Origin of the sequence: Microcoleus sp. S13_C3 (genome assembly GCF_036700905.1) — a bacterium.
Taxonomy (GTDB): domain Bacteria; phylum Cyanobacteriota; class Cyanobacteriia; order Cyanobacteriales; family Microcoleaceae; genus Microcoleus.
The window spans coordinates 1-25,817 of the sequence record NZ_JAUBPT010000116.1; the positions used below are offsets into that span (position 1 = coordinate 1).

Here is a 25,817-nt window from a genome sequence, read left to right on the forward strand (position 1 = left end):
TTATCCTTCGGCGTCATAGTTTCCGAAAGCGTGGTGAAGTCGCGAATGTCGGAAAACAACACCGACATTTCTAACTGCACTTGGTCGCCCAATTCCACATCAATAATGCTTGATTTATCTAAAAACTGGAGGAACTGATTGGGAACGAAGCGCTCGTAAGCTTGGTTGAGTAGAAACTGTTCAGCGGTAAATCTGATTCGCTCTGTTTCGGCTTTTTTACGCTCCGTGATATCTTGAAAGGCTACAATTGCATAAGCAATGTTGTCCTTTTCATCATAGATGGGAGTACCCCAAGCCTCGATCGGAATAATCTTGTTGCCTTGGTGGATTTCCATATCGTCAGCGGTGGCACTTTCGCCCCTCAACGCTCGCACAATCGGCAAGTCAGCAAAGGGATATTCCTGCTCGGTTCCAGCTTGATAGATTTGATAAACGTCTGGTATTTGCTCGCTGGTAACTTGAGGAATAACTCCTTTACCTAATAATTGAATAGCAACGCGATTACTATAGTAAGGTTTGCCAGAAGCATCCAGCACTGACACCCCGACTGGAATTGCTTCTAAGAATTGAGTGAGCCTGTTCTCACTTTCGCGGACTTCTGTATAGAGTTTAGAATTTTGAATCGAGATAGCTGCCTGTCCTGATAACACTTTTAATAGTTCCACTCTTTCAGGGGTAAAAGCTCCGGCTGTGAGATTGTTTTCTAGGTAAACAATACTGACGATTTGAGATTGGTTAATCAGCGGTACACATAAAATTGATTTGGGCTGATGCTTTTGAATGTAGGGGTCGTTGGTAAATTGTCCCTCTCGGACAGCATCATCTAGTACCACGCTTTCTTGAGTGCGGGCCACATAATTGACAATTGCGGAGGAAAGTTCCTGACAATTTTCCACTGAGATTGACTGCAACACGGTAACTTTTTCATAATTTATTGTCCCTTCAGCTTCAATTAACAGTTTTCCCTGAGTTGACAAAATCAGATATCCTCTTTGCGCCCCTGCATTTTCCATCAAAATTTTCATCAAGCTAGACATTAACTTATCTAGCAATATTTCCCCAGAAATCGCCTGATAAGCTTTCATTACTGTGGTGATATCTAAGTTATTAGCCGAGCCAGTGGTGGTCACTGTTGCGGTAGTTTTAGTGTTTTTATTTCCCGGTTGAATTGGTTTCAATAACTGAGGATATCGCGTTTGTAAATCTGTTACCTTAGCAGTGGCTCCCCATTGGACATAACAATAATACGCCTCAATCATGTAGAGTTGGGCAAATTTTTCTTTACCCCATTCTAGGTAAAATTTGGCTGCGAGTTCGTTGGCAAGGGCTTCTTCGTTGAGAAATTGATTTTCTTTAGCGAGGGAGATGGCGCGATCGTACATTTCAATAGCCTCAGCTTTATTGCCCAAAACGCGATAGCGTTCTGCCTCAACCAAATACCATTTATGTAGATGATTCATGGGAGCATTTTGTGCCCCTTGATGCAGATTAGTTTGATAAATTTCCACTTGGACGAGAATTTCAGTTTGTTCAATTTCTGGCTGTGTGGAGAACAGTGCCAGGTGTGTCAGTGCTGCATAAAAATGAAAAATAGGAGTAAAAACCATTCCCGATACTGCCATTAAATACTGCTTGGCTTGAGCAATGTGGTTTAGGGCAGCAGGGTAATTGCCAAAAACGTAGGCCAGTAGCAGTTTATAGATGTAGGCTATAGCGATACCATTGAGGTCATAGTCCTGATAATGCTTAGGAAGCATACTCGTTTCATCGTAGGCAGTTCCAATTAAGCAGTCCTGCCGACTTATCGTTTCCCTTAAGTTCTGCATCATCTGCCGCGTCATATCCAAATAAGTCTGGGCAGAACATTGCTTTACCTGCGCCATGACAGCGCTGTAATCTGCTATTTCTGGTTCCCAATTGTCTAGTTCTACCCCACCGAAAAAGTTGGCATAAAAGTATAGACTTATGTTGTAGCCAGCGTGTAGAAAATCACCAGTTTCCATGCCAGCCGTAAAGCCATCTTTTAGCGTAGGTATCGTTGCCCTCAAAGATTCTTGGTAATGCTGAATAAAGCCCCCAAACATAACTAAAATGGTGGACTTGAATTCCCGCATATTAAATTGTTCGAGCAATGAGAGCGCTAATTTGCCAAAGGCATGACCAGTTTCTACTTCTCCCAAAAAAGCACACAACACCATACCGTGAATTGCATATCCCACGCTTGATGCGGGTGCATTCCCAAAGGAGAGCGATAAACTTACCATCGTGGAGCTAAGTAGGGGCATCGAACTCGGCATTCCTATAAAGATGGAAGCATATAACGTTCCTAATAATGGCATGGCAGCCTGAGCCTTGGCATCAGTTATCACAGGCAAGTCAACCAGTTGTTCCACCCTTCTTCCCTGGAGTTGACTGGCAACGGTTTGTAGCGCCTTGCCAATCTTGGCTTCGTCAGGTTCGGTAGGGAGTTCAACCCCCAGTTGCAAGAGTGCATCTCTGCCCACTGCGATCGCCTCCAACAGCTTGCCCTGGGCTGTCTGGGCGACAATTGAAATTTCGTAAATTTTAACTTTGTCTAAAATCGTCTTAGCTTCTTGCAACACCTGTGCTGCCATCTGTTCCATGTTTTCAAGGTCAGCATTCAAATAGGCGGCTTCGGCAGCAGCAACATAGAGATTCAGGGTCAACTCATACTGACTTTGCCAGCAGTTGGCCCTCAGTAGCTCAATCCCTGTTTGCAGATACACCGTTGCGGCAGAGTAAGCGGTAGAACTTCTTGCCTTACGTCCGGCTTTTAAGTTGAGTTGGGCTAAGGCTTCGCGTTCATTCGAGCTAGTGATTAACTCAATTCCTAAATTCAAATGCCCCACAATATCAAAGAGTTTTTCCTCTGTTTCGCTCTCGGAGGAATTTTGTAGAAGCAATTGTCCTATTTTGAGATGAGCGGCTTGTTTTTGGTCGTTGGGAATCAATGAATAAGCAGCTTGTTGCACGCGATCGTGCAGGAAGCGATAAGTTGGATTGGTAATAGACTCAGTATTGGATTGAGCATCTGTTGGAATGAAGCATTTATAGCCTTCTGTAATGGGTAAAATGAGTCCTTCTTGCAAGGCTTTCCATAGTGCTGATGCCGTTTGTTCGGGTAATTCTTCGTTGACTATTGCCAATGTATCTAAATCAAACTGCGCCCCAATGCAGGCCGCAAGTTTGAGAACCTCCTGAGTAATGGCCGGCAACTTCTGCAATTGCGCCGCCATAAACTCCACCACATCCGAGGCGTGGGTAAGTCTAGCTTGAGCAATATCGCACTGCCACCCCCCTTGTACCCCCCTCTGTCCCCCCTTGGTAAGGGGGGATGAAAGGGGGGTGGGGGATTGAGGGGGGTTAAAAATAATTTGACCATCTTCATGCAACGCCTTGAGGAATTGAGTCGAGAAAAATGGATTACCTTTGGTTTTTTGATAAACCAATTCTGTCAAAGGTTGAGCAAAGGATAAATTACAAATCAGCGTATCTGCTACCAACTGATTGATATCTGCTAAACTCAACGGTTGCAGGGTAATAGTATTCACCACTGCCCCATACTTAATAATTTCATCCACCGTCAACATAAACGGATGTGCAGCGGACACCTCATTATCCCGATAAGCACCCAACACCAACAGATGCCCTCTATCCTGCATTAACACTTGTAGCAACTTCAGGGATGCCGAATCCGCCCACTGTAAATCATCTAAAAATATCACTAATGGATGTGAGGCAGTAGTAAATACTTGCACAAACTTTTGCATCAGCAAATTAAAGCGATTTTGGGCGGCAGTCCCCGACAGTTCTAGTGCAGGACTTTGAGCGCCAATGATGTGTTCTAATTCAGGAATTACGTCAATCAAGACTTGCCCACTCTCGCCTACTGCGGTGAGAATCACGGTTTTCCATCTGTGTAACTGAGCGTCACTTTCTGATAATAATTGTCCCATCAATTCCCGAAATGCTTGTACAAATGCACTGAAAGGAATATTGCGCTGGAATTGGTCGTATTTGCCTTTGATAAAATAGCCCCGCTGTCTGGCGATCGGCTTATGGACTTCGTTCACTACTGCGGTTTTACCAATCCCAGAAAAGCCAGCTACTAGCATCATTTCGGCGCTACCTGTACTGACTCGTTCAAAGGCTGATAATAGAGAAAACACTTCAGTTTCCCTGCCGTATAACTTTTCGGGAATCAGGAAACGGTCGGTAATATCCCGCGTTCCCAAGGTAAACGTCTCAATATTACCTGTCGCTTGCAATTGAAAAAGACAAGTTTCTAAATCCTGCTTGATTCCCACGGAACTTAGATAGCGGTTTTCGGCATTCTTCGCCATCAGCTTGCTGACAATTTGAGACACAATTAGGGGAATTTCTGGCTCGATTTCGTGGGGAGGAACTGGCTGTCTAGCAATGTGGCAGTGAACTATCTCTAAAGCATCTTTTGTCTCAAAAGGCAATTTTCCTGTCAGCAATTCGTAGAAGGTGACGCCGAGGGAGTAAAAGTCAGTACGGTAATCGAGAGTGCGATTCATCCTGCCAGTTTGTTCCGGCGAGATGTAAGCGAGAGTTCCTTCAAGAACGTCGGGGTTTTTCAGGGTTGGCGTTTCTCGCGTTAGCTGAGTAGAAATACCAAAGTCGATAATTTTTAATTGTTTCGTTTCCGGGTTGTAAACAATATTTGAGGGGTTAATATCTTTGTGGATGATGTTGGCGCTGTGAATTTGCCCTAAAATTTCTGTAGTTGCGATCGCAATTTGTAAAAATTCCTCCAGAGTAAACTTTCGCTGCTGCATCCAAATTGTCAAGGATTCCCCGCCAAAGTCCTCCACAAACATCACGAGGCTGTTTTGGTATTTTTGCAAGTCATAGACTCGCACAACTCCAGCCTCTTTCAACTCTTGGGTGATGCGGTATTCGGTGCGGTAGCGCACCAATTCTTGAGGTGTGGGGTAGTTTTCTTTGAGCAGTTTGAGGATAATTGGCTCTTTATCTGCTTCCCGAATCGCCCGGTAAACCAGAGAGTTGACACTTTCGTAAAGCAGCGTCTGGACGGCAACGCCTGGAATAGAGAGCATATTGATTTTTTTGGTAAAAATTAAAGCTAACTCAAAACGCACCAGCTTTCTGTATACAATAGCGCCTTAGAAACGAAAAATTTTTGTTTTTGTAACAAATGTTTAGTTTTTCCGGTAACAGCCTGCAAATACTTTGGGGTAGCCCCGATTGCGATCGCCTAGTTGGTAGGGTGTCTCAGCAGTCGATCGCACTTTTGCTTTGATTGTCAGGTATATAGCAATCCTCCCATCATTTGTGAATTTCTTACTCCCTCCCCGCGAGTTCGGGGAGGGTTGGGGTGGGGTAAAAAATTTAGGATTCCTGCAAGGATAGCTATAGCAACCGCTTAATTTAGATTGTGTAGCCTGTCTTTGATTTTTGTGCGAGTCAACAATGCAGACTCACAGCGTTCCCAGTACATTTTAGCAACGCGATCGCCCGGATTCTGACGCCAACACTCATCAAAAAGCCGCGCCGCTTCAAATAACTTCCCTCCCGAGTAAAGTGCCCTAGCTTCTGCAAACAATTCCAGCCTAGCTAACTTGCCATCTTTAATTGCTAGCGGGTCAGCATCAAACACCTCATAAATCGTCACAGCTTCGGATTTTCCCTTGACTTTTACCGTATCGATAGTGCGGATTGCATACTGGGATGGATTTTTCAGGCGCGTATAAGTTGGCTGGGTAATTAATAGCGCCACCCCATAATTTTTTGTCAAACTTTCTACGCGAGAAGCTAAATTCACCGCATCGCTGATTACCGTCCCGTCCATGCGATTTGGTCCTCCCACAGTTCCCAGCATCAAAGAACCCGTATTAATCCCAATCCCAATCTGAATAGGTGAATAGCCCGAATTAGCGCGAATTTGATTGTATTCAACGAGACGGTGTAGCATAGCAATTCCCGCTTTCACCGCATTATCCGCCTCACCGCTAAATAGCGCCATAATCGCATCGCCAATATATTTGTCGATAAACCCCTTATTTTCATTAATAATTGGTTCCATGCGATAAAGATAAGAATTAATAAATTTGAAATTCTCCTCCGGCGTCATAGTTTCCGAAAGCGTGGTGAAGTCGCGAATGTCGGAAAACAACACCGACATTTCTAACTGCACTTGGTCGCCCAATTCCACATCAATAATACTTGATTTCCCTAGAAACTGGAGGAATTGATGGGGAATAAATCGCTCGTAAGCTTTGTTTAGTTGAGCCAGCCTGCTTTCATTTTGGCGTACTTCTGTATAAAGCTTAGAATTTTGAATTGAGATCGCCGCTTGTCCAGATAAAACTTTTAATATTTCCACTCTTTCTGGGGTAAAAGCTCCCGCTGTCAAATTATTTTCTAGGTAAACAATACTAATGATTTGAGATTGGTTAATTAGCGGCACACATAAAATTGATTTGGGCTGATGCTTTCGGATGTGGGCGTCGTTGGTAAATTGTCCCGATCGCGCAGCATCATCTAGTACCACGCTTTCTTGAGTTCGACTCACATAATTGACAATTGCGGAGGAAAGTTCTTGACAGGTTCCAACGGGGATTGACTGCAACACGGTGACGAGTTCGTCATCGATTTTCCCTTCAGCTTCAATGAACAGTTGTCCTTGGCTTAACAAAATCAGATAGCCTCGTTGCGCCCCTGCATTTTCCATCAAAATTTTCATCAAGCTAGACAGTAGCTTATCTAGCATAATTTCTCCAGAAATCGCCTGAGAAGCCTTCATGACTGCGGTGATATCTAGGTGATTACCCGAACCAGTCGTTGTCATTGCTACGGTAGTTTGAGTGTTTTTCCTTCCCGGTTGAGTTACCGCGAATAAGTGGGGATATCGCGTTTCTAAATCCGTTACCTTAGCAGTGGCTCCCCATTCAACATAACAATAATACGCCTCAAATATGTAGGCTTGAGCAACTTTTGTTTTGCCCCATTCCCCATAGAATTTGGCTGCTAGTTCGTTGCCTAGGGCTTCGTCATTAACATATTTGTTTTGTTTGGCTCCAGCAATGGCGCGATCGTACATTTCAATCGCCTCGGCTTTATTGCCCAACACCCGTTGCCGTTCTGCTTCCACTAAATACCATTTATGCAGATAATTCATCGGAGCATTTTGCGCCCACTGTTGCAGCGTGCTTTGATGGGTTTCCACTAAGGCAATAATTTCAGTTTGCTCATGCTCAATTGCTGGCTGTGCGGGAAAAAGTGCCAGGTGCGTCAGGGCTGCATAAAAATGAAAAATTGGAACAAAAGCCGATCCAGATACTCCCATCAAATACTGTTTCACTTGGGAAATGTGGTCTAGGGCAGCCGTGTAATTGCCATAGCAGTAAGCAAGCAGCAGTTTGAAGATGCAGGCACAGGCGATCGCCGTGAATTCATTATCCTGATAGTGCTTGGGAATCATCACCGTTTCATCGTAGGCAGATCCTATTAACAAATCCGGCCGAATATGGCTTTCCCTAAAGTTTTGCACCGTCTGCTGAATCATATCTAAATAAACCCCAGCAGAATATTGTTTCAACTGCGCCATGACATCCCTGTAACTTGCTATTTCTGGTTCCCAAGTGTCTAGTTCTACACCAGCGAATAAATGAGTATAAAAGCAAATATATATGTTGTAGCCAGCGTCTACAAAGTCGCCGGTTTCCATACCTAACCTATAGCCATCTTTCAGCGTCGGTATCGTTGCCAAGAGAGATTCTTGGCGATGCTGAATCCAACCACCAAACAAAAGTAGAACTGTGGACTTGAATTCGGGTACATTCAACCTATCCAGCAATGAAAGTGCCAATTGCCCAAAGCTATAGCCTGTTTCCACCTCTTGTAAAAAGGCACACAACACCATGCCGTGCATCGCATAACCCACCGTCGATGCAGGTGCATTCCCAAATTGAAGCGATAAACTCACCATCGTCGAACTCAGCAGGGGCAGCAAACCGGGCATTCCCTGGAAAATGGGTGGAAACAACATACCAGACAGTTGCATAGCTGCCTGAGTCTGTGGATTTGTCATCACAGGTAGGTCAATTAATTCCTCAATCTTTCTACCGCTTATTTGGCCCGCAAGGGCTTGTAGCGCTTTGCCAATCAAGGCTTCATCAGGTTCGGCAGGGAGTTCAATCCCCAATAGTAAGAGTGCCTCTCTTGCTACTGCGATCGTTTCTAACACCTTGCTATGGGCTGTCTGAGCGGCAATTTTAATTTCGTAAATTTTAACTCTATCTAAAATTGTTTGGGCTTCTTGCAAAACCAGTGCTGCCATCTGTTCCATACCATCAAACTCACCATTCAAATAGGCAATTTCAGCAGCAGCAACATAGAGATTTAGTGTCAATTCATATTGAGTTTGCCAGCAATGAGGTGTCAGTAGATCAATTCCCGTTTGTAGATATATATTTGCGGCTGCGTAGGCGGTAGAATTTCTAGCCTTACGTCCAGCTTCTAAGTTGAGTTGGGCTAAGGATGAGCGTTCACTTAATTGATTGATTAACTCAATTCCTTGATTTAAATGCCCCACAAGATCAAAGATTTTTTCTTCTGTTTCTATCTCCGAAGAACTTTGTAGCAGTAACTGTCCGATTTTCAGATGAGTGGCTTGTTTTTGGTCGTCGGGAATCAATGAATAAGCCGCTTGCTGGACGCGATCGTGCAGGAACTTATAAGTGGGATTAGGAACAGACTGATTGGGGGATTGAGCATCGGCTTGAATGAAGTTATAGCCTTCTGAAATCACTAAAATGAGTCCTTCTTGCAAGGCTTTCCACAGCGCTGATTCCGTTTGTTCTGGTAATTCTTCGCTGACTACTGCCAATGTATCTAAATCAAACTGCGCCCCAATGCAAGCCGCCAGTTTGAGAACATCCTGAGTTTCGGCAGGCAACTTTTGCAATTGCGCCGCCATAAACTCCACCACATCCGAGGCGTCGGCAAATTTAACTTGATTAATATCGCACTGCCACCCCCCTTGTACCCCCCTCTGTGCCCCCTTGGTAAGGGGGGATTGAGGGGGGTTAAAAATAATTTGACCATCTTCATGCAACGCCTTGAGGAATTGAGTCGAGAAAAAGGGATTACCTTGAGTTTTTTCATAAACCAATTCTGTCAAAGGTTGAGCAAAAGATAAATCACAAATCAGCGTATCTGCTACCAACTGATTGATATCTGCTAAACTCAACGGTTGCAGGGTAATCGTATTCACCACTGCCCCAGACTTCACAATCTCATCCACAGTCAACATAAACGGATGAGCTGGTGATACCTCATTATCCCGATAAGCACCCAATACTAACAGATGCCCCGTATCCTCCATCAATAGTTGTAATAACTTCAAAGATGCCGAATCTGCCCACTGCAAATCGTCCAGAAACATCACTAAGGGATGTTCTGCTTGGGTAAATACTTGCACAAATTTCTGCATCAGCAGATTGAACCGATTTTGGGCCGCATTCCCCGACAATTCTAGTGCAGGACTTTGAGGGCCAATGATGTGTTCTAATTCAGGAATTACGTCAATCAAGACTTGCCCACTCTCGCCTACTGCGGTAAGAATCAGGGTTTTCCATCTGTGTAACTGAGCGTCACTTTCTGATAATAATTGTCCCATCAATTCCCGAAATGCTTGCACAAATGCACTAAAGGGAATATTGCGTTGAAATTGGTCGTATTTGCCTTTAATAAAATAGCCACCCTGTCGGGCGATCGGCTTATGGACTTCATTCACTACTGCGGTTTTACCAATCCCAGAAAATCCAGCTACTAGCATCATTTCGGCACTAGCATTACGAACTCTTTCAAAGGCAGCTAATAGATTAAAAACTTCTGTTTCTCTGCCGTATAACTTTTCGGGAATCAGGAAATGGTCTGTAATATCCAGCGTTCCCAATTCAAATTCTTCTATGCTCTCGGTTTCTTGTAGTTGAACCAGACACATTTCTAAATCCTGCTTGAGACCCAATGCAGTTTGATAGCGATTTTCCGCATTTTTTGCCATCAGCTTGCTGACAATTTGCGAGACAATTAGGGGAATTTCTGGCTTTATTTCGTGCGGGGGAACTGGTTGTCTGGCAATGTGGCAGTGAACTAGCTCTAAAGCGTCTTCTGTCTCAAAAGGCAGTTTTCCTGTCAGCAATTCGTAGAAGGTGACGCCGAGGGAGTAAAAGTCAGTGCGGTAATCGATAGAGCGATTCATCCTACCAGTTTGTTCCGGCGAGATGTAAGCGAGGGTTCCTTCTAAAACTTTGGGATTTTTCAGGGTTGGCATTTCTCGCGTTAGCTGAGTGGAAATGCCAAAGTCGATAATTTTGAGCTGCCCCGTCGTTGGATTGAATACTATATTAGAAGGATTAATATCCTTGTGGATAATGTTGGCGCTGTGAATTTGCCCTAAAGTTTCAGTGGCTGCGATCGCAATTTGCAGAAACTCCTTGAGGCTAAACTTTCGCTGCTGCATCCATATTTTCAAGGATTCCCCGCCAAAGTCCTCCACAAAAATCACCAGGCTATTTTGGTATTTTTGCAATTCATAAACTTGCACGACTCCCGCCTCTTTCAGCTCTCGGGTGATGCGGTATTCGGTGCGGTAGCGTAGCAATTCTTGAGGCGTGGGGTAGCTTTCTTTGAGCAGTTTGAGGATGAGCGGTTGGCGATCCGCTTCCCGAATCGCCCGGTAAACCAGAGAATTGGCACTTTCGTAAAGCAGCTTCTGGACGGCAATACCTGGAATGGAGAGCATATTTATTTTTCTGGTAAAAATTAACGCGAAGTCAAAACACACCCGGTTCGTTGTATCGAGAATAGCGCTTTAGAAAGGAACAAATTATGTTTTTATAACACACTCTTAGTTTTTCGGCAGCGAAGTGGCTTTCAGGTGGTCTGGCATAGTAAGAGTAAGGAGTTATCATGCGACGTACCTAAGCCTTGTTAATTCTCAACTCCATGAATTGTCACCGTTTCGGTTATCCAAACATCGTTAAAAATTGTCCCACCCCCAGCGCTAAGCAAAATTTTGAATGTCGAGATTGTCACAGGCAGTTTGTTTAAAACCCCAGACATCAAAGGATTTCAGAAGAAACAAAAAATTGAGCGATCGGCTTTTATTAGAAAAAATATCTTGAGTCGCGATTGTCAAAGTCACGAGGGTGTCCCCCCGCTGGTTCCAATACTTGTTTTTCAACAATTAGCATGAGTCCCCCGGAAAGTTCAAGTAAAGTCAAAAAAACCAGGCAAGCTAACGATCCAATGTGATGAAATGTAGTCGTTTTTAGGCAATAAGGGGAACAAGCACTGGAAAGAGCGGGCCAATTGATGCCTTAAGCAAAGAAATTCTAGGGGTGTATATAGGAAGTCGAGTTGAAATGGGTGCTAAAGGTTTTTGGGATTCCCTCCCAGTAGTGGACAGACAATGTGCCGTCTATTATACAGATTTTGGGGCCACCTCTAAAAAGTTTTCGCTCCCCAGCGACACAAACCTGTCGGCAAAGATACCGACCCAACTTTTGATATCGAAAGATTAAATAACACCCTGAGGCAAAGCATATCTCGCTATTGTTGTAATAAATTGTAAAAAAGAGTCTGTCCTAATCTACAAAGCTCTCCCATTATGCGGGGATATTCTGGTATGTATCATCATTACAACGCTTTTTACCCGTAAAAATATTTAGGATTTTTCCTTGCTATGCAGGACTACCAAAAAATCAACTCACCTCTTGCTTTTGAAACAATGCCGGCAAAGGTTCGTCCCCAAAATCAAGCAATTCACCAGCCATAGGAAGCCATTCATCATTTAGTTCTTGGCAAGAAACAGCTATCACCCTGTCAAAACTATCGTCGCAGGGGATGATAACTTCATAAACAAAACCATCTTCAGCGGTTACAAAAGCATCTCGGATATCAATACTTCCCGACCGAACCCGCTTAAACCGACCGATAGACATGGGAACATAAAACCATCTTCCCATTTCTTTTGTTTGACTTGCCCAAACTGCAAGAAATATCTGTTCTGACGCATTTCGGCAAGCAAATAGGCACGGTACATCGTAATAGTCGTAAACCTCGATAATTTCCAATTTGCCTAAATGAGTAGACTCTGGAAGCAGGCTCATAACTATACCTCACTCAGTGACATCAACAGCTTCAAATAAAGTCAAGGCTTCAACGTTAACTGGAACCCACCAACTGTGGTGAGAATTCTTAGTACCCGGTGAGGGAGTGTGCTTGATTCGTCCTGAATCGGGAGTCAAATTTGCCACAGCAACTTTCATATTTTTAAACCGACCAGTTCTGCGGTTAACTGTCACATCATCTCTTGAAGTAAAAACAGAGAGAGCACAGGAACGGCATTCTTTTTCGCTGTCAGGAAATTGTCGATTTGGGTAAAGTTGGCGGACTGTCAAAAAATCATCAGCCGTTGCAGAATCTTGTTGAATCAGGCGATAAACTCGATCGCACGGCTCTTTAGCGTCGTTTGGCGGGCAATCAGGTGGGAAACAATCGGGCCACTGCATTCGATAAGCTTTTAGATGATGTTGCTCTACTTCCTACTTCCTACTTCCCCTTACCCTTCCCGGCTACAAACTCCCGCAGCCGGAGTAAACTAGCCGTTTGCCCCAAATTCAGCGGCAACAACGACACTCCCTCCAACCGAGACTGCACCCAACCATCGCCCCAATACCACTCGTGAAATCCGTCAATTCCCTGACTCAATAACAGCCGCAGACAATTGTGCTCAACAATATCAACGTGATGCTGAACTGCCACGGGGCCCAGCCAACTTGTAAAGGTCAAACCTTGAGCAAATTCTTCCGGCAAACCGCTAGACAACTGCTGCGGCCACAGCCACTGCTGCAATTGAGTTGGACGCAACAAGCTGTCTCTAATCGCTGTTTCGGAAGCTTCAAGCTCAATCCGCAGGTTGCTTTGTTGAAAATTACCGAGCATAGCAATTTGAAATTTTATATAGGAACTTTACGTAACTTAAATGTAACGTAATTGCACCGAGTTCGATCGACAATCGCGATCGCACCCTCTGAAAATTCCCCTACATTTAGTAAAAAAAATTTACCTATTTGGAGAGCGGTTGGGGAGTAAAACTAGAAACAACTGCCACAATCCGCGCCGCCACAATCGAGTCCCGAACAATCCGCGCCGCTACAATCGAGTCCCGAACAATCCGCGCCGCTACAATCGAGTCCCGAACAATCCGCGCCACTACAATCGAGTCCAGAACAATCCGAGATTCCACAATCTAGCCCTTCAATACAGTAATTTTCACCCTGAGAGCTTCTGCGAGGAGTTTTCCCCTGAGATTTTGGTCGATCGGATTTTGGTTCATCGTTACCCTCGAAATTGGAGTCGTCACTGCCAGATTCACTGCTAAACCGGGCTTTCAAGATGTGATTCGCGCGCTTGCAAGCCGCAAACCGGCGGCGCGATGCTTTGATCGCCCCAAACAAGCCGAATTTTGCGATCGCGCCCTTGATATACTGCGAGCAAGACTCCCCCCCGTACAGCACTCGGTGAGCGCAAGAAAACCCTTTTCTCGGCGAGATGTGTTTCTGGTATCCGCTAATAGAAGCTACAGCTAATTGTCGGAGGGCTGCATCAAAGATAGGCGTTTGCATTGGTTTCTCATACGTTAGGTATTTCCTTCCTGCGAAAAACTACAACCAACAGCTCAACAATTCCCCCCGCCCCATCCCTCGCGCGATGCCTATTTTCGTATCGAACTGTTAAGCTCTGTTTCATTTCATTGAAATCTCCCCTGCTTCACGCCACTGCATCCCAAGTCCGTGATACCATCACACCTGAGTAATGCCTATAGAAAAAAACTGGAGAGAAAAGCTTTGACACTAAGGGTTGCAGTAGTAGGTTCAGGCCCTGCGGGTTCTTCCGCCGCCGAAACACTGGTAAAAGCAGGCATCGAAACATACCTATTCGAGCGTAAATTAGACAACGCCAAACCCTGCGGTGGGGCGATTCCCCTGTGCATGGTCAGCGAATTTGACTTGCCGCAAAGTATTATTGACCGCCAAGTCAGAAAAATGAAAATGATCTCCCCCTCCAACGTCGAGGTGGACATCAATATTGAAAACGCACACGAATACATCGGTATGTGCCGCCGCGAAGTGCTCGACGGCTTCATGCGTGATCGCGCCGCTTCCTTGGGTGCAAAACTGATTAACGGCACCGTTCACAAATTAGAAATTCCCGGCAACAATACAGACCCCTACACTCTCCACTATGCCGACCACTCCGACGGCAGCGCAATGGGTATTCAGAAAACTCTGAAAGTGGATTTGGTAATTGGGGCTGACGGCGCTAACTCCCGCGTAGCAAAGGCGATCGACGCTGGCGACTACAATTATGCGATCGCCTTCCAAGAGCGCATCCGCCTGCCGGAAGATAAAATGGCTTACTACCACGACTTAGCCGAAATGTACGTCGGCGATGACGTATCTACCGACTTCTACGCTTGGGTGTTCCCCAAATACGACCACGTAGCCGTCGGCACCGGCACGATGAAAGTCAATCAAGCCAGTATCAAAAAGCTGCAAGCAGGCATCCGCGCCCGCGCTGCCAAAAAACTGATGGGCGGTGAGATTATTAAAGTGGAAGCTCACCCCATCCCGGAACATCCGCGTCCCCGCCGGGTTGTCGGCCGAGTTGCTCTCGTAGGCGACGCTGCAGGTTACGTTACCAAGTCTTCTGGCGAAGGTATCTATTTTGCCGCCAAGTCGGGCCGGATGTGCGCCGAAACTATTGTGGAGATTTCCAATAAAGGCGCGCGCATTCCGACTGAAGAGGAAATCAAGCTTTACCTGAAGCGGTGGGATAAAGCCTACGGCATTACTTACAAAGTTCTCGACATTTTGCAGCGCGTGTTCTACCGTTCCGACGCTACCCGCGAAGCTTTTGTGGAAATGTGTGCCGATCGCGATGTGCAGAAACTCACATTCGATAGCTACTTGTATAAAACCGTGGTACCGGCTAATCCCTTCATTCAGATGAAGATTACGGCGAAAACCATTGGTAGCTTGTTGCGTGGGAATGCTTTAGCGCCTTAATTCCCTGCGGATAAACGCACTTTGTATAAAAAAAGCGGGCAGTCACAAAACTGCTCGCTTTTTTTTCGATCTAAGATAACGAACTGTCAAAATTCACAGGCGAGACGCCTGTGCCACCTGTGCTAAGGAAGAGGAAGAAGAAGAATTGTTAGTTCAAGTTCAACTGCACTAAGGTATCGGGGGCGAGGAAGTGGGAAATGTGGTAAGCCCGCTCTTCTGTTTTTAGCAGGATTTTTTCGTAGAGGTAGCGGGTAGCTCGATCGCCCAAACTTTCTGCTTGTCCTGCTTGACGGCGCAGCAAACCGAGGATAGCTTGTTCCGCAATTAAATCGTGTTCTAGCATTTGGCGGCAGGAATATACGCCGTCGGCTTCCGGCTCAAAACAGCACAACTCAGCTAACTTGCTAAAGGTAGCTGCTGGTATGCCGCCCAACCCGTTTAACCGTTCGCCCAACTCGTGGACGCTATCTTGAGCTTCTCCGTAGCTTTCTTCAAAGAATTTGTGCAAGGAGTAAAATTCTGCCCCTTCCACCACAAAATGATGTTTTTGATATTGCAGGTATAGAGCCTGGAAACTGGCCAGCAGCGCGTTCATCCCTTCACAAATCGGTGCTGTGACTGAATGTTCCAGTAGAACTGGGTTTTCAGCTATGTGGCCAAATGGTCTCAATGCACTCTGAGTCTGGGCCATGTGTGTTCTCCTCTCAATAGGCAGTTTTGTTGCCAATAGAGTCAGTCTAGCACCCTAGATTTACCAGTCAAGCAGGGTCTACCTCCATAGTGGAAGATTTTGTACAGTAGGAAAATTTTTTTCTAAACCTATTGAGAATTATTAGCAGTTGGGTTATGCTTAAAAAGATTCTCGTTCTGAACGCTTCCTGAAAGTGGGGCGAACCTTCTGAAGGCAGAAGGCAGAAGGCAGAGGGCAAAAGGCAGAATTTTTCAGGAAGGGCTTTTGATAATCCTTGATGTTCTGCTGAAATCTGGCTTTTAACTTCTACCCGCTACCAGTCAGGGTAAAAATTAATGCAAATTATTACTGTTGTCAAAAAATGAATCCAGCAGATCCAGAATTAGAAGTTTGTGACATTGTGCAAGTGAGTTGGCTAGATAGGTGGCAAGTTTACAAACGCTTGCAAGAACTAGAAATTCCCTGCTGGTGTGCGGTTGACCAACCTTTGCGGGCAAAAGTCAACACTGTTAAACAAGCTGCTCAGTTAATGAGCGTGTTGAGGCAAGTCAGTGCCCCTCGATGCGAACTGGTGCAGTGGCTGGAATACTGCTGGCAAATTGGGTAAAGGTAGAAGGAAGTTCGGCAACGAGCAGTGTAGAAGATGTAACGGATGTAACTGACATCTTGCAGCAATCTCAATAAGAGGATTTTTCGTGGGATCGGGCGGGTTTATAGAACCTATTTGCAAGCTTTAAGGCTGTTGGCGAACCCGCCCCTACGGCTAATTGAGAATGGTGCAATATCTCAGATGTAACGGATTTAAAGGAGTTATAACAATGTATAAGTCTGGCAAGCAAGTTTCCGAATTCAACTTAGAGGGAGAAATCCTCGGCCTGATTATTGAAGATGGCTGTAAACTTAAATATTTGCGAATTAGCAACGATCGCGGAGTAGAATATCTTGTTAAACTGTGCAAGGAATTGCGGTCATTTCTGTTACCTATTTTGACACCGGGGTTGAGAGTTCAAGTTGTAGGTGAGAAAGAACTCAACTTGAAAAACGGTAAAATAAAACTTAAAGCTCGCAGCCTCAAGCTAGCTCAGGGTAACAACGATCGATCGCACCAACACCTTGACTCCACCAATGTGCCTGTTGGGGTATTGACATCGGACGATCGCGCGATCGCTAAAACTGAAGTCAGCTCTCCCACAGCAGCTCAAACTGTAAAAGCTCCGGCAAAAACCCAAACCAAAATATTAGTATGTCAAAAATCAGACTGCCTGAAGCGGGGCGCTGGAGGAGTCTGTAAAGCTTTAGAAAATGCTTTGAATGCGCGCGGTTTAGAAGACCAAGTGACAGTACAGGGAACCGGATGTCTCAAACAGTGTAAAGCAGGCCCAAATATAGTTGTGATGCCGGACAAAACTCGCTACAGCCGCATTGCACCGGCAGAAGTTCCAGCAATTATTGACAAACATTGTGCAGTTGTTAAAGCTTAGGGATCGCCCGGATGCCGCAACAGTGCGTTAGAGATCGGGGAAAATTATTTTGGACTCTGGGCCAAAACTCACGTCTGTAGGGCGATCGCAGGCGCATCTTACGCCTTAATTTGAATTCGGGTTGTAGTTCGATCGATCGCGCCACTCGATTCAGAGGTTATTGTCCGAAAAAATAGGAAAAAGGCCAAAACTATCACTGAGGGGCTTCCTTCTGTAGAATCTCTAAGGATAGACTGTATCTGAGACCCTGTGAGTATTGGGATAAAAAGCCATGTCAGAAGCTGATCTTCGAGCCCATCAGCACCAACCGCACCCTGCTGTTCCATCCGATACCGAACCATTTCAGTCAGATTTTGCTGCTACTGGGGGTTTTGAGCCGATCGCCCCCCATGCGACAGACACTCCCGCAACGGTTCCCCAACAGCCAGAAGAAGACTGGCAAACAGTAGATTTTCCCAACGCCATCAGCGTAGATGCAATTCCCACAACACCGGAAACAAAAAATTCGCAATCTCCGACACAGCCGACTGAGGCGGGCTCGCCCCCGATTTCAGAGAATCTAAAAAATATGCTTGGGAATGCCGAACAGGCCAAGGGCAAAGGATCGACCCCAGTCACCCTCATGCAAGCGCTGCATGAATGCAACCGCGACCTTTTGCAGCGCATCGCGCAACTAGAAACAGCTCTCGAAGAGTCCCAAAAAACCTTGCAGAATCGCGAAACTTTGCTAGAACAGCGGACTGCAGAACTCGAAAAGACTCAAGAACAATTGACGCGGCTGTTTGGCAAAGTGGAAGTTTCCCATCAAACCCTCCAAAGTCAAGAAATTTTAGTCGAAAGTTTAAGAAGTCAGTTGGCAACCAGCCAAGTCAGGCTAGCGACTGTTGAGCGAGAATGTGCGTCTACTGTGCAGCGCTACAACGAACAGTTACACCAGTTAGTAGCCACAGAAAATATTTGCAGGGAATTACGAGCCCGCTTGCACCGCCAGCAGCGCCACACTCTGCAATTCAAAGCTGCCTTGGAAAGAAGTTTGGACAGGCCGCAGGTAAAGTCGCCGAGGCTCGATCCGCCTGACAATAATCTGGACACCGCCAGCGCACAATTAGAATCTTTGCTCGCGGCGGTCAAAAGCTCTCAGATGCCGGTGCCGCCAGCCTTCAACGCTTCCCCTGTCCAACCTTGGTCGGAACCAGAAGAGCTTCCAGAGGTAGTCGCTGCTGTCGAGGCGATCGAGTCTGAAGCCCCAGCCAATCTGGAACTCAACAAATTAGCCGAAGTATCCGGCATTCAATTGCAGAAGAGCGAAACCTACCAGCCTGATGAGCCGGCAACTGACTCGGCCGAACCGGTTGCGGAACCTGAACTGCCGATGGCTGAGTCTGAACCCGCCGAAACTGCTACCAAAGTGGAGGCCCAAGAATTGGCTAGGGCTTTTCAAATTTTGAACTCTGTTGAAACCTTTGGCATTCAAGAAGTGCGATCGAGTGTGGCAAAACCTACAGCAGTCCCCCAACCAGACTGGCTGAGCTTGATTGCCAGTCCGCTGCGGGCTTCTAAAAAACGTCGATCGTTAGCTGAAATTGAATTGCCGAGTTTTCGATAGCGAACTGAAGTTGCTAGTTTTGAGTTAAAACTCAAAACTCAACACTCTTTTCTCCCCTTTCCCATGCCGTAGGTGAGAGCATAGCTGGTAGCCAACAGCCACAGCCAAACAGCCGGATACCGGGGCTCCAACCAAGGCTGTACCCTGCGGGCGAAGCTGGGAAGCCATCCGAACAGCAAACTGGCCAACGCCAGCAGAGTAAAATTCAAGTAACTTCCCAGCCAGCGCCAAATATCCCCCAAGGTGACAAAATCTAAAATCCACAAAAGGAGAGAAGGGTTTTTTCCGGCTGCTTCGATCGCCAGTCGATTGAAAGTTAGCCAGTCGGTTCTATCTTTAATAAAAGTTTCGGCGACGGCGAGTTTTTGTGCTGCCAAAATACCGAAAAAGGTATTGAGCATTGAATTAATTCTTTGGGGTGGCAAACTGCTGCCGGTAGGAACCATCATGCCTTTAGAAAATAGCCAAGTTACTGAAATATTGCTCTGGTAGGCGCGAATTTGGTTTAAGTGATTTGCCGTCAACAAATTGTGCTTTAATGCTGTATCCAACAGGTCTGTTAAGCGGAAAAGATTGCGGACAAGAGAGCCGAAGCCTGTGAAAACGAGGGGAGATTGCAAGGATGCTGCGTCGCCGATCGAGACTAGGCGATCGATCGCCACGGAGCGATCGCTGCTGTTGCTGCTAAAATGCCCCGGAATATAACCAAAGGTCGGTTTTTTCCAAACCAATTTATCGACATCGCAGCGGCGGTATTCCGGCAAAATTGCGAAAAAATCTTCGTACATTTCCAGCAAAGAACCGGGATTCTCTGGATGTACTTGGTGGTAGTGAAATAGATAAACTGTCAGTTCTGTGCCGGCGCCGGGAAACAACTCCCAAATGAGCTGGCGTCCGCGGGAAATGTCCCCGTGAGTGTGGAGTACATCCCCGTAATCGGAATCCCATATTCCCGGCTCAAATCCTCCGTCGATGACTGCTCCCACTGTCGGACAAACGCTGTCAAAAGTCCGCCCTTCGTTCAATTGCCAAGCGATGGGAGAAGCCGAACCCATTGCATCCACCAACAGCCGTCCTAATGCAGTGCGATCGGCTTTTGTCGGCAAGTGGCGGCCCTGAACTACTACTTTTTCTGCTTCAACATCGGCTCTGATAAACTCAGTTTCGTCCCAGATTTCCCCGCCAGCTTCTGTTAGCTTCACTCCCGCTAAATTCAGCAATTTCTCTCCGTCCAAAGCTACATTTAGTACCTTGGGTGTGTGCAGAACGGGCGCTTTAGCCACGAGCGGATTGTTAGCATCAAAAAACTTGTTGTAGCCATCTTTGTATTCTCTGGCAATCAAAGTTTCGATTTCTGCCGCAGTAAATAAACCCAAATCAATTAAGCTTTGAATTTCATCCCGCGAAATATTCCACTCGCGATTCATCCGCCCGAAAGGCATTCGCTCAACTAGCAGCACGCGGTAGCCCAATCTCGCCATGACTGCGGCGTGAATCACTCCCAAGGCCCCGCCAATATAAATTAAGTCGTAAAAAGTATCGCCAGCATCAGACACCGAAACTGTACTTTTTACCTTCTTCTTAACATCGGTTACATCCGTTAAATCCGTTACAGAATGCGTTGCCGAACCCTCTTCCTTCAAAAACACTACTTGTTTTGGCGTTTGAGGATTGCGAGTGCCTTCGCGCCAACGCTGTTCCCACCAGTAGACGCGCTTGAGGTCGTATTCGCCTTGAGGCATTTTTTGGAAGTATTTGACGGTCAAGGGGTAATAGGGGGCAAGAGCCTCAAAAATTGACTGTTTGGACAGGTCTATGACAGGGGGTTCCCGGTAGCGATCGGGAAACTTGTTTCTCACAGCAAGATTCAGAGCTTCCAGGAACTTTCTTTCTCCAGCCGGCGCCTCTTCTACACGAAAGACTTTTAAATAAGTGGTGCGTTGCAGTGACCAGACAAAGGTGGAAAGTTCTGTCGATCGCCTATTTTTCTTTCCTGAATTGGTGTCAGCCAAGGCGGGTTTTGGATTGGCATTTTGAGTTCCAGACTTCTGAACCTCGGCTGTTGTGGCTGGTGAAAGCAGGCGAAAGCCGTCAGCAGTAATAATTTTTTCTCCGATTCCGGGATCGAATTCGTGCTGCAACCAAGTGCAGACGGCTGCTGTATCCGGTGTCGGGACTTCTAGATAAAGAATTTCTTGCATGATTAGGCTCTCAATGCTGAATAAATTAATAAAGATGGGGGAGTTGACAAGGGAGCAAAGTAGGCTATACTCCCGAATACTTATTGAGTTTTAAATAAGTTTACAATGTTCTCAGATTTTTAGGTTTTCGATCGCTCTTGCTCTCGGTTGGCCCGCAGTGGCTGAATATCTACTCCTTTCGGTATGCAATCTCATGAATTATCCCATTCCTACGAATCCTCAAGAAATGATTGCTTTGCGACAGCAGCCGCTGAATGAAGAATTGGTGGCGTCGGCGATCGCGGGTGTGATTCAAATAGCTCGATCGCGATCTCAGTCTTTGGATGAATTGAAGGCTGAGGTACTAGCCGACGACAATCTGCTCGATTTTGCTCAGAGGCTATGGCTGAGCGACATTGTGGCTCAAGCTTGGAACAATTTGCCCTAAATTGTCAACATCCAAAGCATTCTTCCCAACGTGATCGAGCCGGCGACAATAAGCTGATGACAGCTATATTGTCCGGTATAATTTGCGATAGTGTAAAAATTATAGACTTATTGCATAAATCTTTAATCGGAAAACCGCAGATAAACGCAAATGCGTTTCAAGATAAGCTGTGTTGCATTTAGATTGCCTATGGTATTAGAGAGGGAGAGGGGGAGAAGGGGAGAAGGGGAGAGGATTTGACGATTTTTGATCGGGACTCGAAATATACAATTTAAATGCACAACAGCTTAGTTTGACTTTCAGAGGTTCGCCGCATTTATTAAATATTTTAAAATGCCAATAATTTGACTAATATTATCAATGAAATAATCATTTAGATCGACTTCCATAATTTGATTGCTAAGCCGTAAAAATTTCCAATTTGTCCCTGTTGTGACAACCCCATATATTTCGGAAATATTATTGTTTCTTCTTTCATTAAAGATTTGAGCTGCAATCATTTCTGCCATACATTGTGGAAGTCCAGCTTGGATATTATCATTTTTAGCTTCAACCAAGGCGACAACCGGGGCTTTTATTAGCAGTTGTTCGGGAGAACGACTAATCAGAAAGTCACAGAAACCAGTTAATCCTTTTTCTAAATCTACATTAAACTCTTTGCCCGAAAAAAAGCTAATTTGATACTTAAACTGTTTTCTAAGTTCTACTAAAATAGGTGTGACAATTAATTCTGAGCGAGCTTTTTCGGTATTAATTGCTAAAGCCAAAGAAATGTTTTCTTGCAGAGTTTGGCTGAGAAGCTCGCTATACTCGGCGTCGGGTAAATCGGCAAAAATACCAACTTTGTCAGCAATGGTTATGCCAAAGTTGGTTTCAATCATTTCTAGGTTGGTAAATTGGCTGTATGACATTTTTATTAGGAGGCAAGGAAAACTTGACCATCAAAAATGAAAAAATATTGTTTGTATTTTAACATATTTGATGCTCGTTTTCAAAGGAATTTGGTATGAGTAACTTAGCCACTAACGCAACTCAACTTCTCGCTTGACTTCTGTCAAAACTCGATCGCCCCGCATCAACCGATATTCGGCCCGCCAAACTCCGGGAGTCAGAGGAGAATTTGTACTGTTTCTTTTGCCGACATAACCCAACCAAGTACGGCTGGGGGCTTTAATTTCATTGGTCTGATCGGCGATGGTGGTGCCGTTGGGTGCAAATAATTTGTATTGTTCGCGATCGCCCTTGAGCACTCCGTAACTTTGCACCCAAAACAACAAAGCTGGACTGTTTGCAGGGAGTTGAGTCTCTGAAAATTGTCCTTCCCAGACAGCGTTCATATCGGGTGGCTTATTGGCAAAACCAGCCCGAATTAAACCTGTGGAAATATAGTCTAGAGGTTTGTCCCAAATTGGATTGCGGGCGATGTTGCAGCCTACCTTCGCGTCGGGCCCGACAAACGGATCTACGGGTTTGCCTTGATAGCGAAAAGTTACGTGTACGTGGGGGAAAGATGCCATCCCAGAGTTTCCCACCATGCCCAAAACAGTGCCTTTTTGTACCTGCGTACCCGGTTTGACGGCAACGCTGCCTTTGCGGAGGTGGCAGTATTGGGCTTCCCAACCACCGCCGTGGTCGATTACCATGCCGTTGCCGCATTCTGTGCCTGCGATGGTGGCTTTGTCTGTATCGTTCTGTAAACGCCGATCGACCACACCATCTCGTGCTCGCAAAACTTTGCCTGCAGCGGAGGCAATAACTGGAACTCCTTTTGCCATTGCTTTGGCGTCGGGAATGGCAAAGTCTGTGCCGTCGTGGCCGTCGTAGGTTTGGCGCCCGCAGCCAAAATCGACGGCGGTGGGGCCGGGTTCTCGATCGAAATACAGCAATACAAAACAGTCTTTGCCTAGGTTACAGTCGATCGGCTGGCCGAATTGCGGGTTGTTGGGCTTTTGCGCGACTGCGGAAGAAACGAGACGCTGGGCGATCGTGTGGGCTTCGGCGATCGGGGCACTTACTCCGCTGTTATTAGCACAACTAGAAAGACTTGTCAACCCCACGATCAACAAAATTGCAGAAATGTGTTTTTTTGATAGTATAGTCATTCGTCGGTTGGATGTAAAAGCTGAGGTGGGTAGTGAAAAATCACTTAATCATTCAGAATAGAGTTGCTCAAGAATCGTGACGATCGGTAAGGCGTTTTCGTTTCCGATACTTGTTGTATTATTGTCACTTGGAAATTTGAAAATTTTAATTACTTGAAGAATGCGCTCTAAAATTCGATCGCTCATTTCGATAATTCGCCTGGCCGGGCTTGCTGTTGCTGCTTTGGCGATGTGGGGATTTGCCACCCTTGCCGAAGAGGTTTTGGAAAAGGAAACCTACGCTTTCGATAAATCTATTTTACTGTATCTTAGGAGCCTTCACACTCCGCTGCGCGATCGCATCATGCTCGCCTTTACATCTTTGGGGGAGCCAAATTTGCTGCTAGGGCTGAGCGTGAGTTTGGGTATTATCTTGTGGGTGGGCAAACATCGCTCCGAAGCCACAACGATTGCAGTTACCGGCGCAGGGGCAGTCGGTTTAAACCTACTGTTAAAAAAACTTTTTGCGCGCGCTCGACCTCAACTTTGGGAGCGCACGGTTGATGTGAAATTTTACAGTTTTCCTAGCGGACACGCGATGATTTCAATGGTTATTTACGGTTTGTTAGGATATTTCTTGGGTTCGCGCTTTCCCAAGCAGCGCTGGTGGATTTACATCTTGACAGTTGTGTTAATCGGTGCTATTGGTTTGAGTCGGCTTTATCTAGGAGTTCACTGGCCTACCGATGTTATTGCCGGTTATACGGCTGGTGTGGTGTGGCTGATTACCTGTATTATCACTTTGGAAATATGGAAGGAATTGCGTTCTTTGACTACGGCTTCTAAAGAGGAGTTTTTGTCACCAGATCCCTCTTCTAAAGAAATAACTAATGACTAACAACTAACAACTAATGACTAACAACTAACAACTAATGACTAACAACTAACAACTAATGACTAACAACTAATGACTAATGACTAATAACTAACAATTATTTGCTTTTGGGTAAAACACATGGCAATTCCTTTTTCGTAGTAAGCTGCCTCGTTAATGAAAATTGGATAAACGGTTGATTTACCTTCATATAAGACCGACTCACCATCAAAGGTCAAAAACATCGGATCGCCGGGATTTAGGGCTTGATAATCTCTGGATTGCAGATGAGGATGAATCATTGCCTGAATTTCTCTGTTCTCGTTTCTGGGATAGTCGATCGCCTTGATGGTGTGATAAATAGTCAGGGGATTCTTTGCAGCAGGCATTGTGCCTTGATTGTACGCTTCTACGCAGTCTAATATCGTGCCGACAACTTGCTCAGTTTGCTGAAATAAAGAGGCATCTAATAGGCCTTGTGGCACTGCACCAATTTCCAGCGTACCACCTAATACCGAAAGCGATCGCAGCAAAGGACTATCATGATTCTTGGTTGTAGAAGCGAGTAGCTTGATGTGGGGATACACTGAGCTTAAATAAGCGGCTAGTTGCAGGTTAAATGGATGATGGCTGGCGAGAATAAATGTTAGCCCCATGTTGGATGTGGTGCTGTGCAAATCGATAATTAAGTTGGGCAGATGAGTGTTTTTTGAACTCAAAATGCGGTAGATTTCTTTAGCCCGTAGCGCTTCATAGCTGGAGAGATGGGGATTTTCTAAATCTTGCTTTCTAAAGCAGCGGTTGAGATCGATATCGATGTAGCGTGTGCCGATTTCGCAAGCTTTGGGATTGGCTAGCAGGGCGATTGTTTCAAAAGTCGATCGCCCAATTAACTCGGGCGCGCGATCGAATTTCTTCACCAGGTAAATTCCTGTGAGTTCATTTCCGTGGGTTCCTCCCACTATGGCAACATGTTTAATTTGGTTCATAGACAAATAAATTCCTATCCCCAGCGTATCACCCTTTGTCATCTGTTGGTAAAACAAACCTGAGAAACGCGGTTTCTTTGTGTATTTATCGTTCCCCAACTAAAAGCTTGTAGAAACCGGGCTCCTCGCCCCATGCGTGCATCTCAGAAACCGGGTTTCTCTCGATATTTCTCGTCACCCAACCAAAAAATTCATAGAAACCAGGTTTCTCGCCTCGATCCAAAAATTTATGTCAGAATAAAATCAGGGTAAACGCATCTAAATTAATTTGACAAATACCTAAATTTGTGCACTACTAAATAACTAAAAAAACCTTCTAAA

General features: G+C 45.5%; 18 protein-coding genes. 7 read left to right on the forward strand and 11 right to left on the reverse strand.

What is annotated here, in order from left to right; translation table 11 throughout:
- A partial coding sequence (locus tag QUA16_RS25850) for an AAA family ATPase (protein WP_333181443.1) occupies positions 1–5,105 on the reverse strand: 5,105 nt, incomplete at its 3' end.
- A 326-nt stretch (positions 5,106–5,431) separates the two neighbouring features.
- On the reverse strand, positions 5,432–10,816 hold the full coding sequence (locus QUA16_RS25855) for an AAA family ATPase (protein ID WP_333104412.1): 5,385 nt from the start codon (positions 10,814–10,816) through the stop codon (positions 5,432–5,434).
- A gap of 203 nt (positions 10,817–11,019) precedes the next feature.
- Between QUA16_RS25855 and QUA16_RS37040 the strand changes: the two genes are divergently transcribed.
- Positions 11,020–11,124: an IS1/IS1595 family N-terminal zinc-binding domain-containing protein gene (locus tag QUA16_RS37040; RefSeq protein WP_445251657.1), complete on the forward strand. Its 105-nt coding sequence runs from the start codon at positions 11,020–11,022 to the stop codon at positions 11,122–11,124.
- A gap of 653 nt (positions 11,125–11,777) precedes the next feature.
- Here the strand turns inward: QUA16_RS37040 and QUA16_RS25860 are convergent.
- The 4 genes from QUA16_RS25860 to yidD form a co-directional block, all read right to left on the reverse strand.
- Entirely contained in the window at positions 11,778–12,185 is a 408-nt protein-coding gene (locus QUA16_RS25860) for a DUF6575 domain-containing protein (protein WP_333104411.1), read from the reverse strand.
- Positions 12,186–12,194: 9 nt separating this feature from the next.
- The gene (locus tag QUA16_RS25865; protein WP_333104410.1) at positions 12,195–12,587 is read right to left on the reverse strand and encodes a hypothetical protein; all 393 of its coding nucleotides are present in this window, start codon (positions 12,585–12,587) and stop codon (positions 12,195–12,197) included.
- A gap of 40 nt (positions 12,588–12,627) precedes the next feature.
- Positions 12,628–13,020: a hypothetical protein gene (locus QUA16_RS25870; protein ID WP_333050108.1), complete on the reverse strand. Its 393-nt coding sequence runs from the start codon at positions 13,018–13,020 to the stop codon at positions 12,628–12,630.
- A 152-nt stretch (positions 13,021–13,172) separates the two neighbouring features.
- Entirely contained in the window at positions 13,173–13,703 is a 531-nt protein-coding gene (gene yidD / locus QUA16_RS25875; protein WP_333104409.1) for a membrane protein insertion efficiency factor YidD, read from the reverse strand.
- Positions 13,704–13,925: 222 nt separating this feature from the next.
- Here yidD and chlP point away from each other — a divergent pair, with 222 nt between their 5' ends.
- Positions 13,926–15,146 (forward strand): geranylgeranyl reductase, encoded by a 1,221-nt coding sequence (gene chlP, locus QUA16_RS25880; RefSeq protein WP_333104407.1) that lies wholly within the window; start codon positions 13,926–13,928, stop codon positions 15,144–15,146.
- A 148-nt stretch (positions 15,147–15,294) separates the two neighbouring features.
- Here the strand turns inward: chlP and QUA16_RS25885 are convergent, their stop codons facing one another.
- On the reverse strand, positions 15,295–15,837 hold the full coding sequence (locus QUA16_RS25885) for a Dps family protein (RefSeq protein WP_333104406.1): 543 nt from the start codon (positions 15,835–15,837) through the stop codon (positions 15,295–15,297).
- Positions 15,838–16,198: 361 nt separating this feature from the next.
- On the opposite strand from QUA16_RS25885, the gene QUA16_RS25890 reads away from it, so the two are divergent.
- From QUA16_RS25890 to QUA16_RS25900, 3 genes are all read left to right on the forward strand, one after another.
- Positions 16,199–16,444 (forward strand): Asr1405/Asl0597 family protein, encoded by a 246-nt coding sequence (locus QUA16_RS25890; RefSeq protein ID WP_333104405.1) that lies wholly within the window; start codon positions 16,199–16,201, stop codon positions 16,442–16,444.
- Positions 16,445–16,655: 211 nt separating this feature from the next.
- Positions 16,656–17,318: a (2Fe-2S) ferredoxin domain-containing protein gene (locus QUA16_RS25895; RefSeq protein ID WP_333104404.1), complete on the forward strand. Its 663-nt coding sequence runs from the start codon at positions 16,656–16,658 to the stop codon at positions 17,316–17,318.
- Between the two features lie 271 nt (positions 17,319–17,589).
- Positions 17,590–18,924: a hypothetical protein gene (locus QUA16_RS25900; RefSeq protein WP_333104403.1), complete on the forward strand. Its 1,335-nt coding sequence runs from the start codon at positions 17,590–17,592 to the stop codon at positions 18,922–18,924.
- 38 nt (positions 18,925–18,962) lie between these two features.
- Here QUA16_RS25900 and QUA16_RS25905 read toward each other — a convergent pair whose 3' ends face one another.
- On the reverse strand, positions 18,963–21,125 hold the full coding sequence (locus QUA16_RS25905; RefSeq protein ID WP_333104402.1) for a flavin-dependent dehydrogenase: 2,163 nt from the start codon (positions 21,123–21,125) through the stop codon (positions 18,963–18,965).
- Positions 21,126–21,318: 193 nt separating this feature from the next.
- Between QUA16_RS25905 and QUA16_RS25910 the strand changes: the two genes are divergently transcribed.
- Positions 21,319–21,552 (forward strand): hypothetical protein, encoded by a 234-nt coding sequence (locus tag QUA16_RS25910; RefSeq protein WP_190662685.1) that lies wholly within the window; start codon positions 21,319–21,321, stop codon positions 21,550–21,552.
- A gap of 299 nt (positions 21,553–21,851) precedes the next feature.
- On the opposite strand, the gene QUA16_RS25915 is transcribed toward QUA16_RS25910, so the two are convergent.
- Both QUA16_RS25915 and QUA16_RS25920 read right to left on the reverse strand, forming a co-directional pair.
- Entirely contained in the window at positions 21,852–22,433 is a 582-nt protein-coding gene (locus QUA16_RS25915; RefSeq protein WP_333104400.1) for a hypothetical protein, read from the reverse strand.
- Between the two features lie 141 nt (positions 22,434–22,574).
- The gene (locus tag QUA16_RS25920; RefSeq protein ID WP_333104398.1) at positions 22,575–23,654 is read right to left on the reverse strand and encodes a M23 family metallopeptidase; all 1,080 of its coding nucleotides are present in this window, start codon (positions 23,652–23,654) and stop codon (positions 22,575–22,577) included.
- Between the two features lie 160 nt (positions 23,655–23,814).
- Here QUA16_RS25920 and QUA16_RS25925 point away from each other — a divergent pair, with 160 nt between their 5' ends.
- Positions 23,815–24,531 (forward strand): phosphatase PAP2 family protein, encoded by a 717-nt coding sequence (locus tag QUA16_RS25925; RefSeq protein WP_333104397.1) that lies wholly within the window; start codon positions 23,815–23,817, stop codon positions 24,529–24,531.
- 80 nt (positions 24,532–24,611) lie between these two features.
- On the opposite strand, the gene QUA16_RS25930 is transcribed toward QUA16_RS25925, so the two are convergent.
- Positions 24,612–25,496 (reverse strand): aspartoacylase, encoded by an 885-nt coding sequence (locus tag QUA16_RS25930; RefSeq protein WP_333104395.1) that lies wholly within the window; start codon positions 25,494–25,496, stop codon positions 24,612–24,614.
- Positions 25,497–25,817 lie beyond the last annotated feature (321 nt).

Excerpts from the sequence above, each read along its gene's own strand:
- yidD (WP_333104409.1), bottom strand. The coding sequence starts at position 13,703 with ATGCAAACGCCTATCTTTGATGCAGCCCTCCGACAATTAGCTGTAGCT.
- QUA16_RS25930 (WP_333104395.1), bottom strand. The coding sequence starts at position 25,496 with ATGAACCAAATTAAACATGTTGCCATAGTGGGAGGAACCCACGGAAAT.
- QUA16_RS37040 (WP_445251657.1), top strand. The coding sequence starts at position 11,020 with ATGAATTGTCACCGTTTCGGTTATCCAAACATCGTTAAAAATTGTCCC.
- QUA16_RS25885 (WP_333104406.1), bottom strand. The coding sequence starts at position 15,837 with ATGGCCCAGACTCAGAGTGCATTGAGACCATTTGGCCACATAGCTGAA.
- QUA16_RS25895 (WP_333104404.1), top strand. The coding sequence starts at position 16,656 with ATGTATAAGTCTGGCAAGCAAGTTTCCGAATTCAACTTAGAGGGAGAA.
- QUA16_RS25890 (WP_333104405.1), top strand. The coding sequence starts at position 16,199 with ATGAATCCAGCAGATCCAGAATTAGAAGTTTGTGACATTGTGCAAGTG.
- QUA16_RS25925 (WP_333104397.1), top strand. The coding sequence starts at position 23,815 with ATGCGCTCTAAAATTCGATCGCTCATTTCGATAATTCGCCTGGCCGGG.
- QUA16_RS25855 (WP_333104412.1), bottom strand. The coding sequence starts at position 10,816 with ATGCTCTCCATTCCAGGTATTGCCGTCCAGAAGCTGCTTTACGAAAGT.
- QUA16_RS25910 (WP_190662685.1), top strand. The coding sequence starts at position 21,319 with ATGAATTATCCCATTCCTACGAATCCTCAAGAAATGATTGCTTTGCGA.
- QUA16_RS25900 (WP_333104403.1), top strand. The coding sequence starts at position 17,590 with ATGTCAGAAGCTGATCTTCGAGCCCATCAGCACCAACCGCACCCTGCT.
- QUA16_RS25905 (WP_333104402.1), bottom strand. The coding sequence starts at position 21,125 with ATGCAAGAAATTCTTTATCTAGAAGTCCCGACACCGGATACAGCAGCC.
- QUA16_RS25920 (WP_333104398.1), bottom strand. The coding sequence starts at position 23,654 with ATGACTATACTATCAAAAAAACACATTTCTGCAATTTTGTTGATCGTG.
- QUA16_RS25915 (WP_333104400.1), bottom strand. The coding sequence starts at position 22,433 with ATGATTGAAACCAACTTTGGCATAACCATTGCTGACAAAGTTGGTATT.
- QUA16_RS25860 (WP_333104411.1), bottom strand. The coding sequence starts at position 12,185 with ATGAGCCTGCTTCCAGAGTCTACTCATTTAGGCAAATTGGAAATTATC.
- QUA16_RS25870 (WP_333050108.1), bottom strand. The coding sequence starts at position 13,020 with ATGCTCGGTAATTTTCAACAAAGCAACCTGCGGATTGAGCTTGAAGCT.
- QUA16_RS25865 (WP_333104410.1), bottom strand. The coding sequence starts at position 12,587 with ATGCAGTGGCCCGATTGTTTCCCACCTGATTGCCCGCCAAACGACGCT.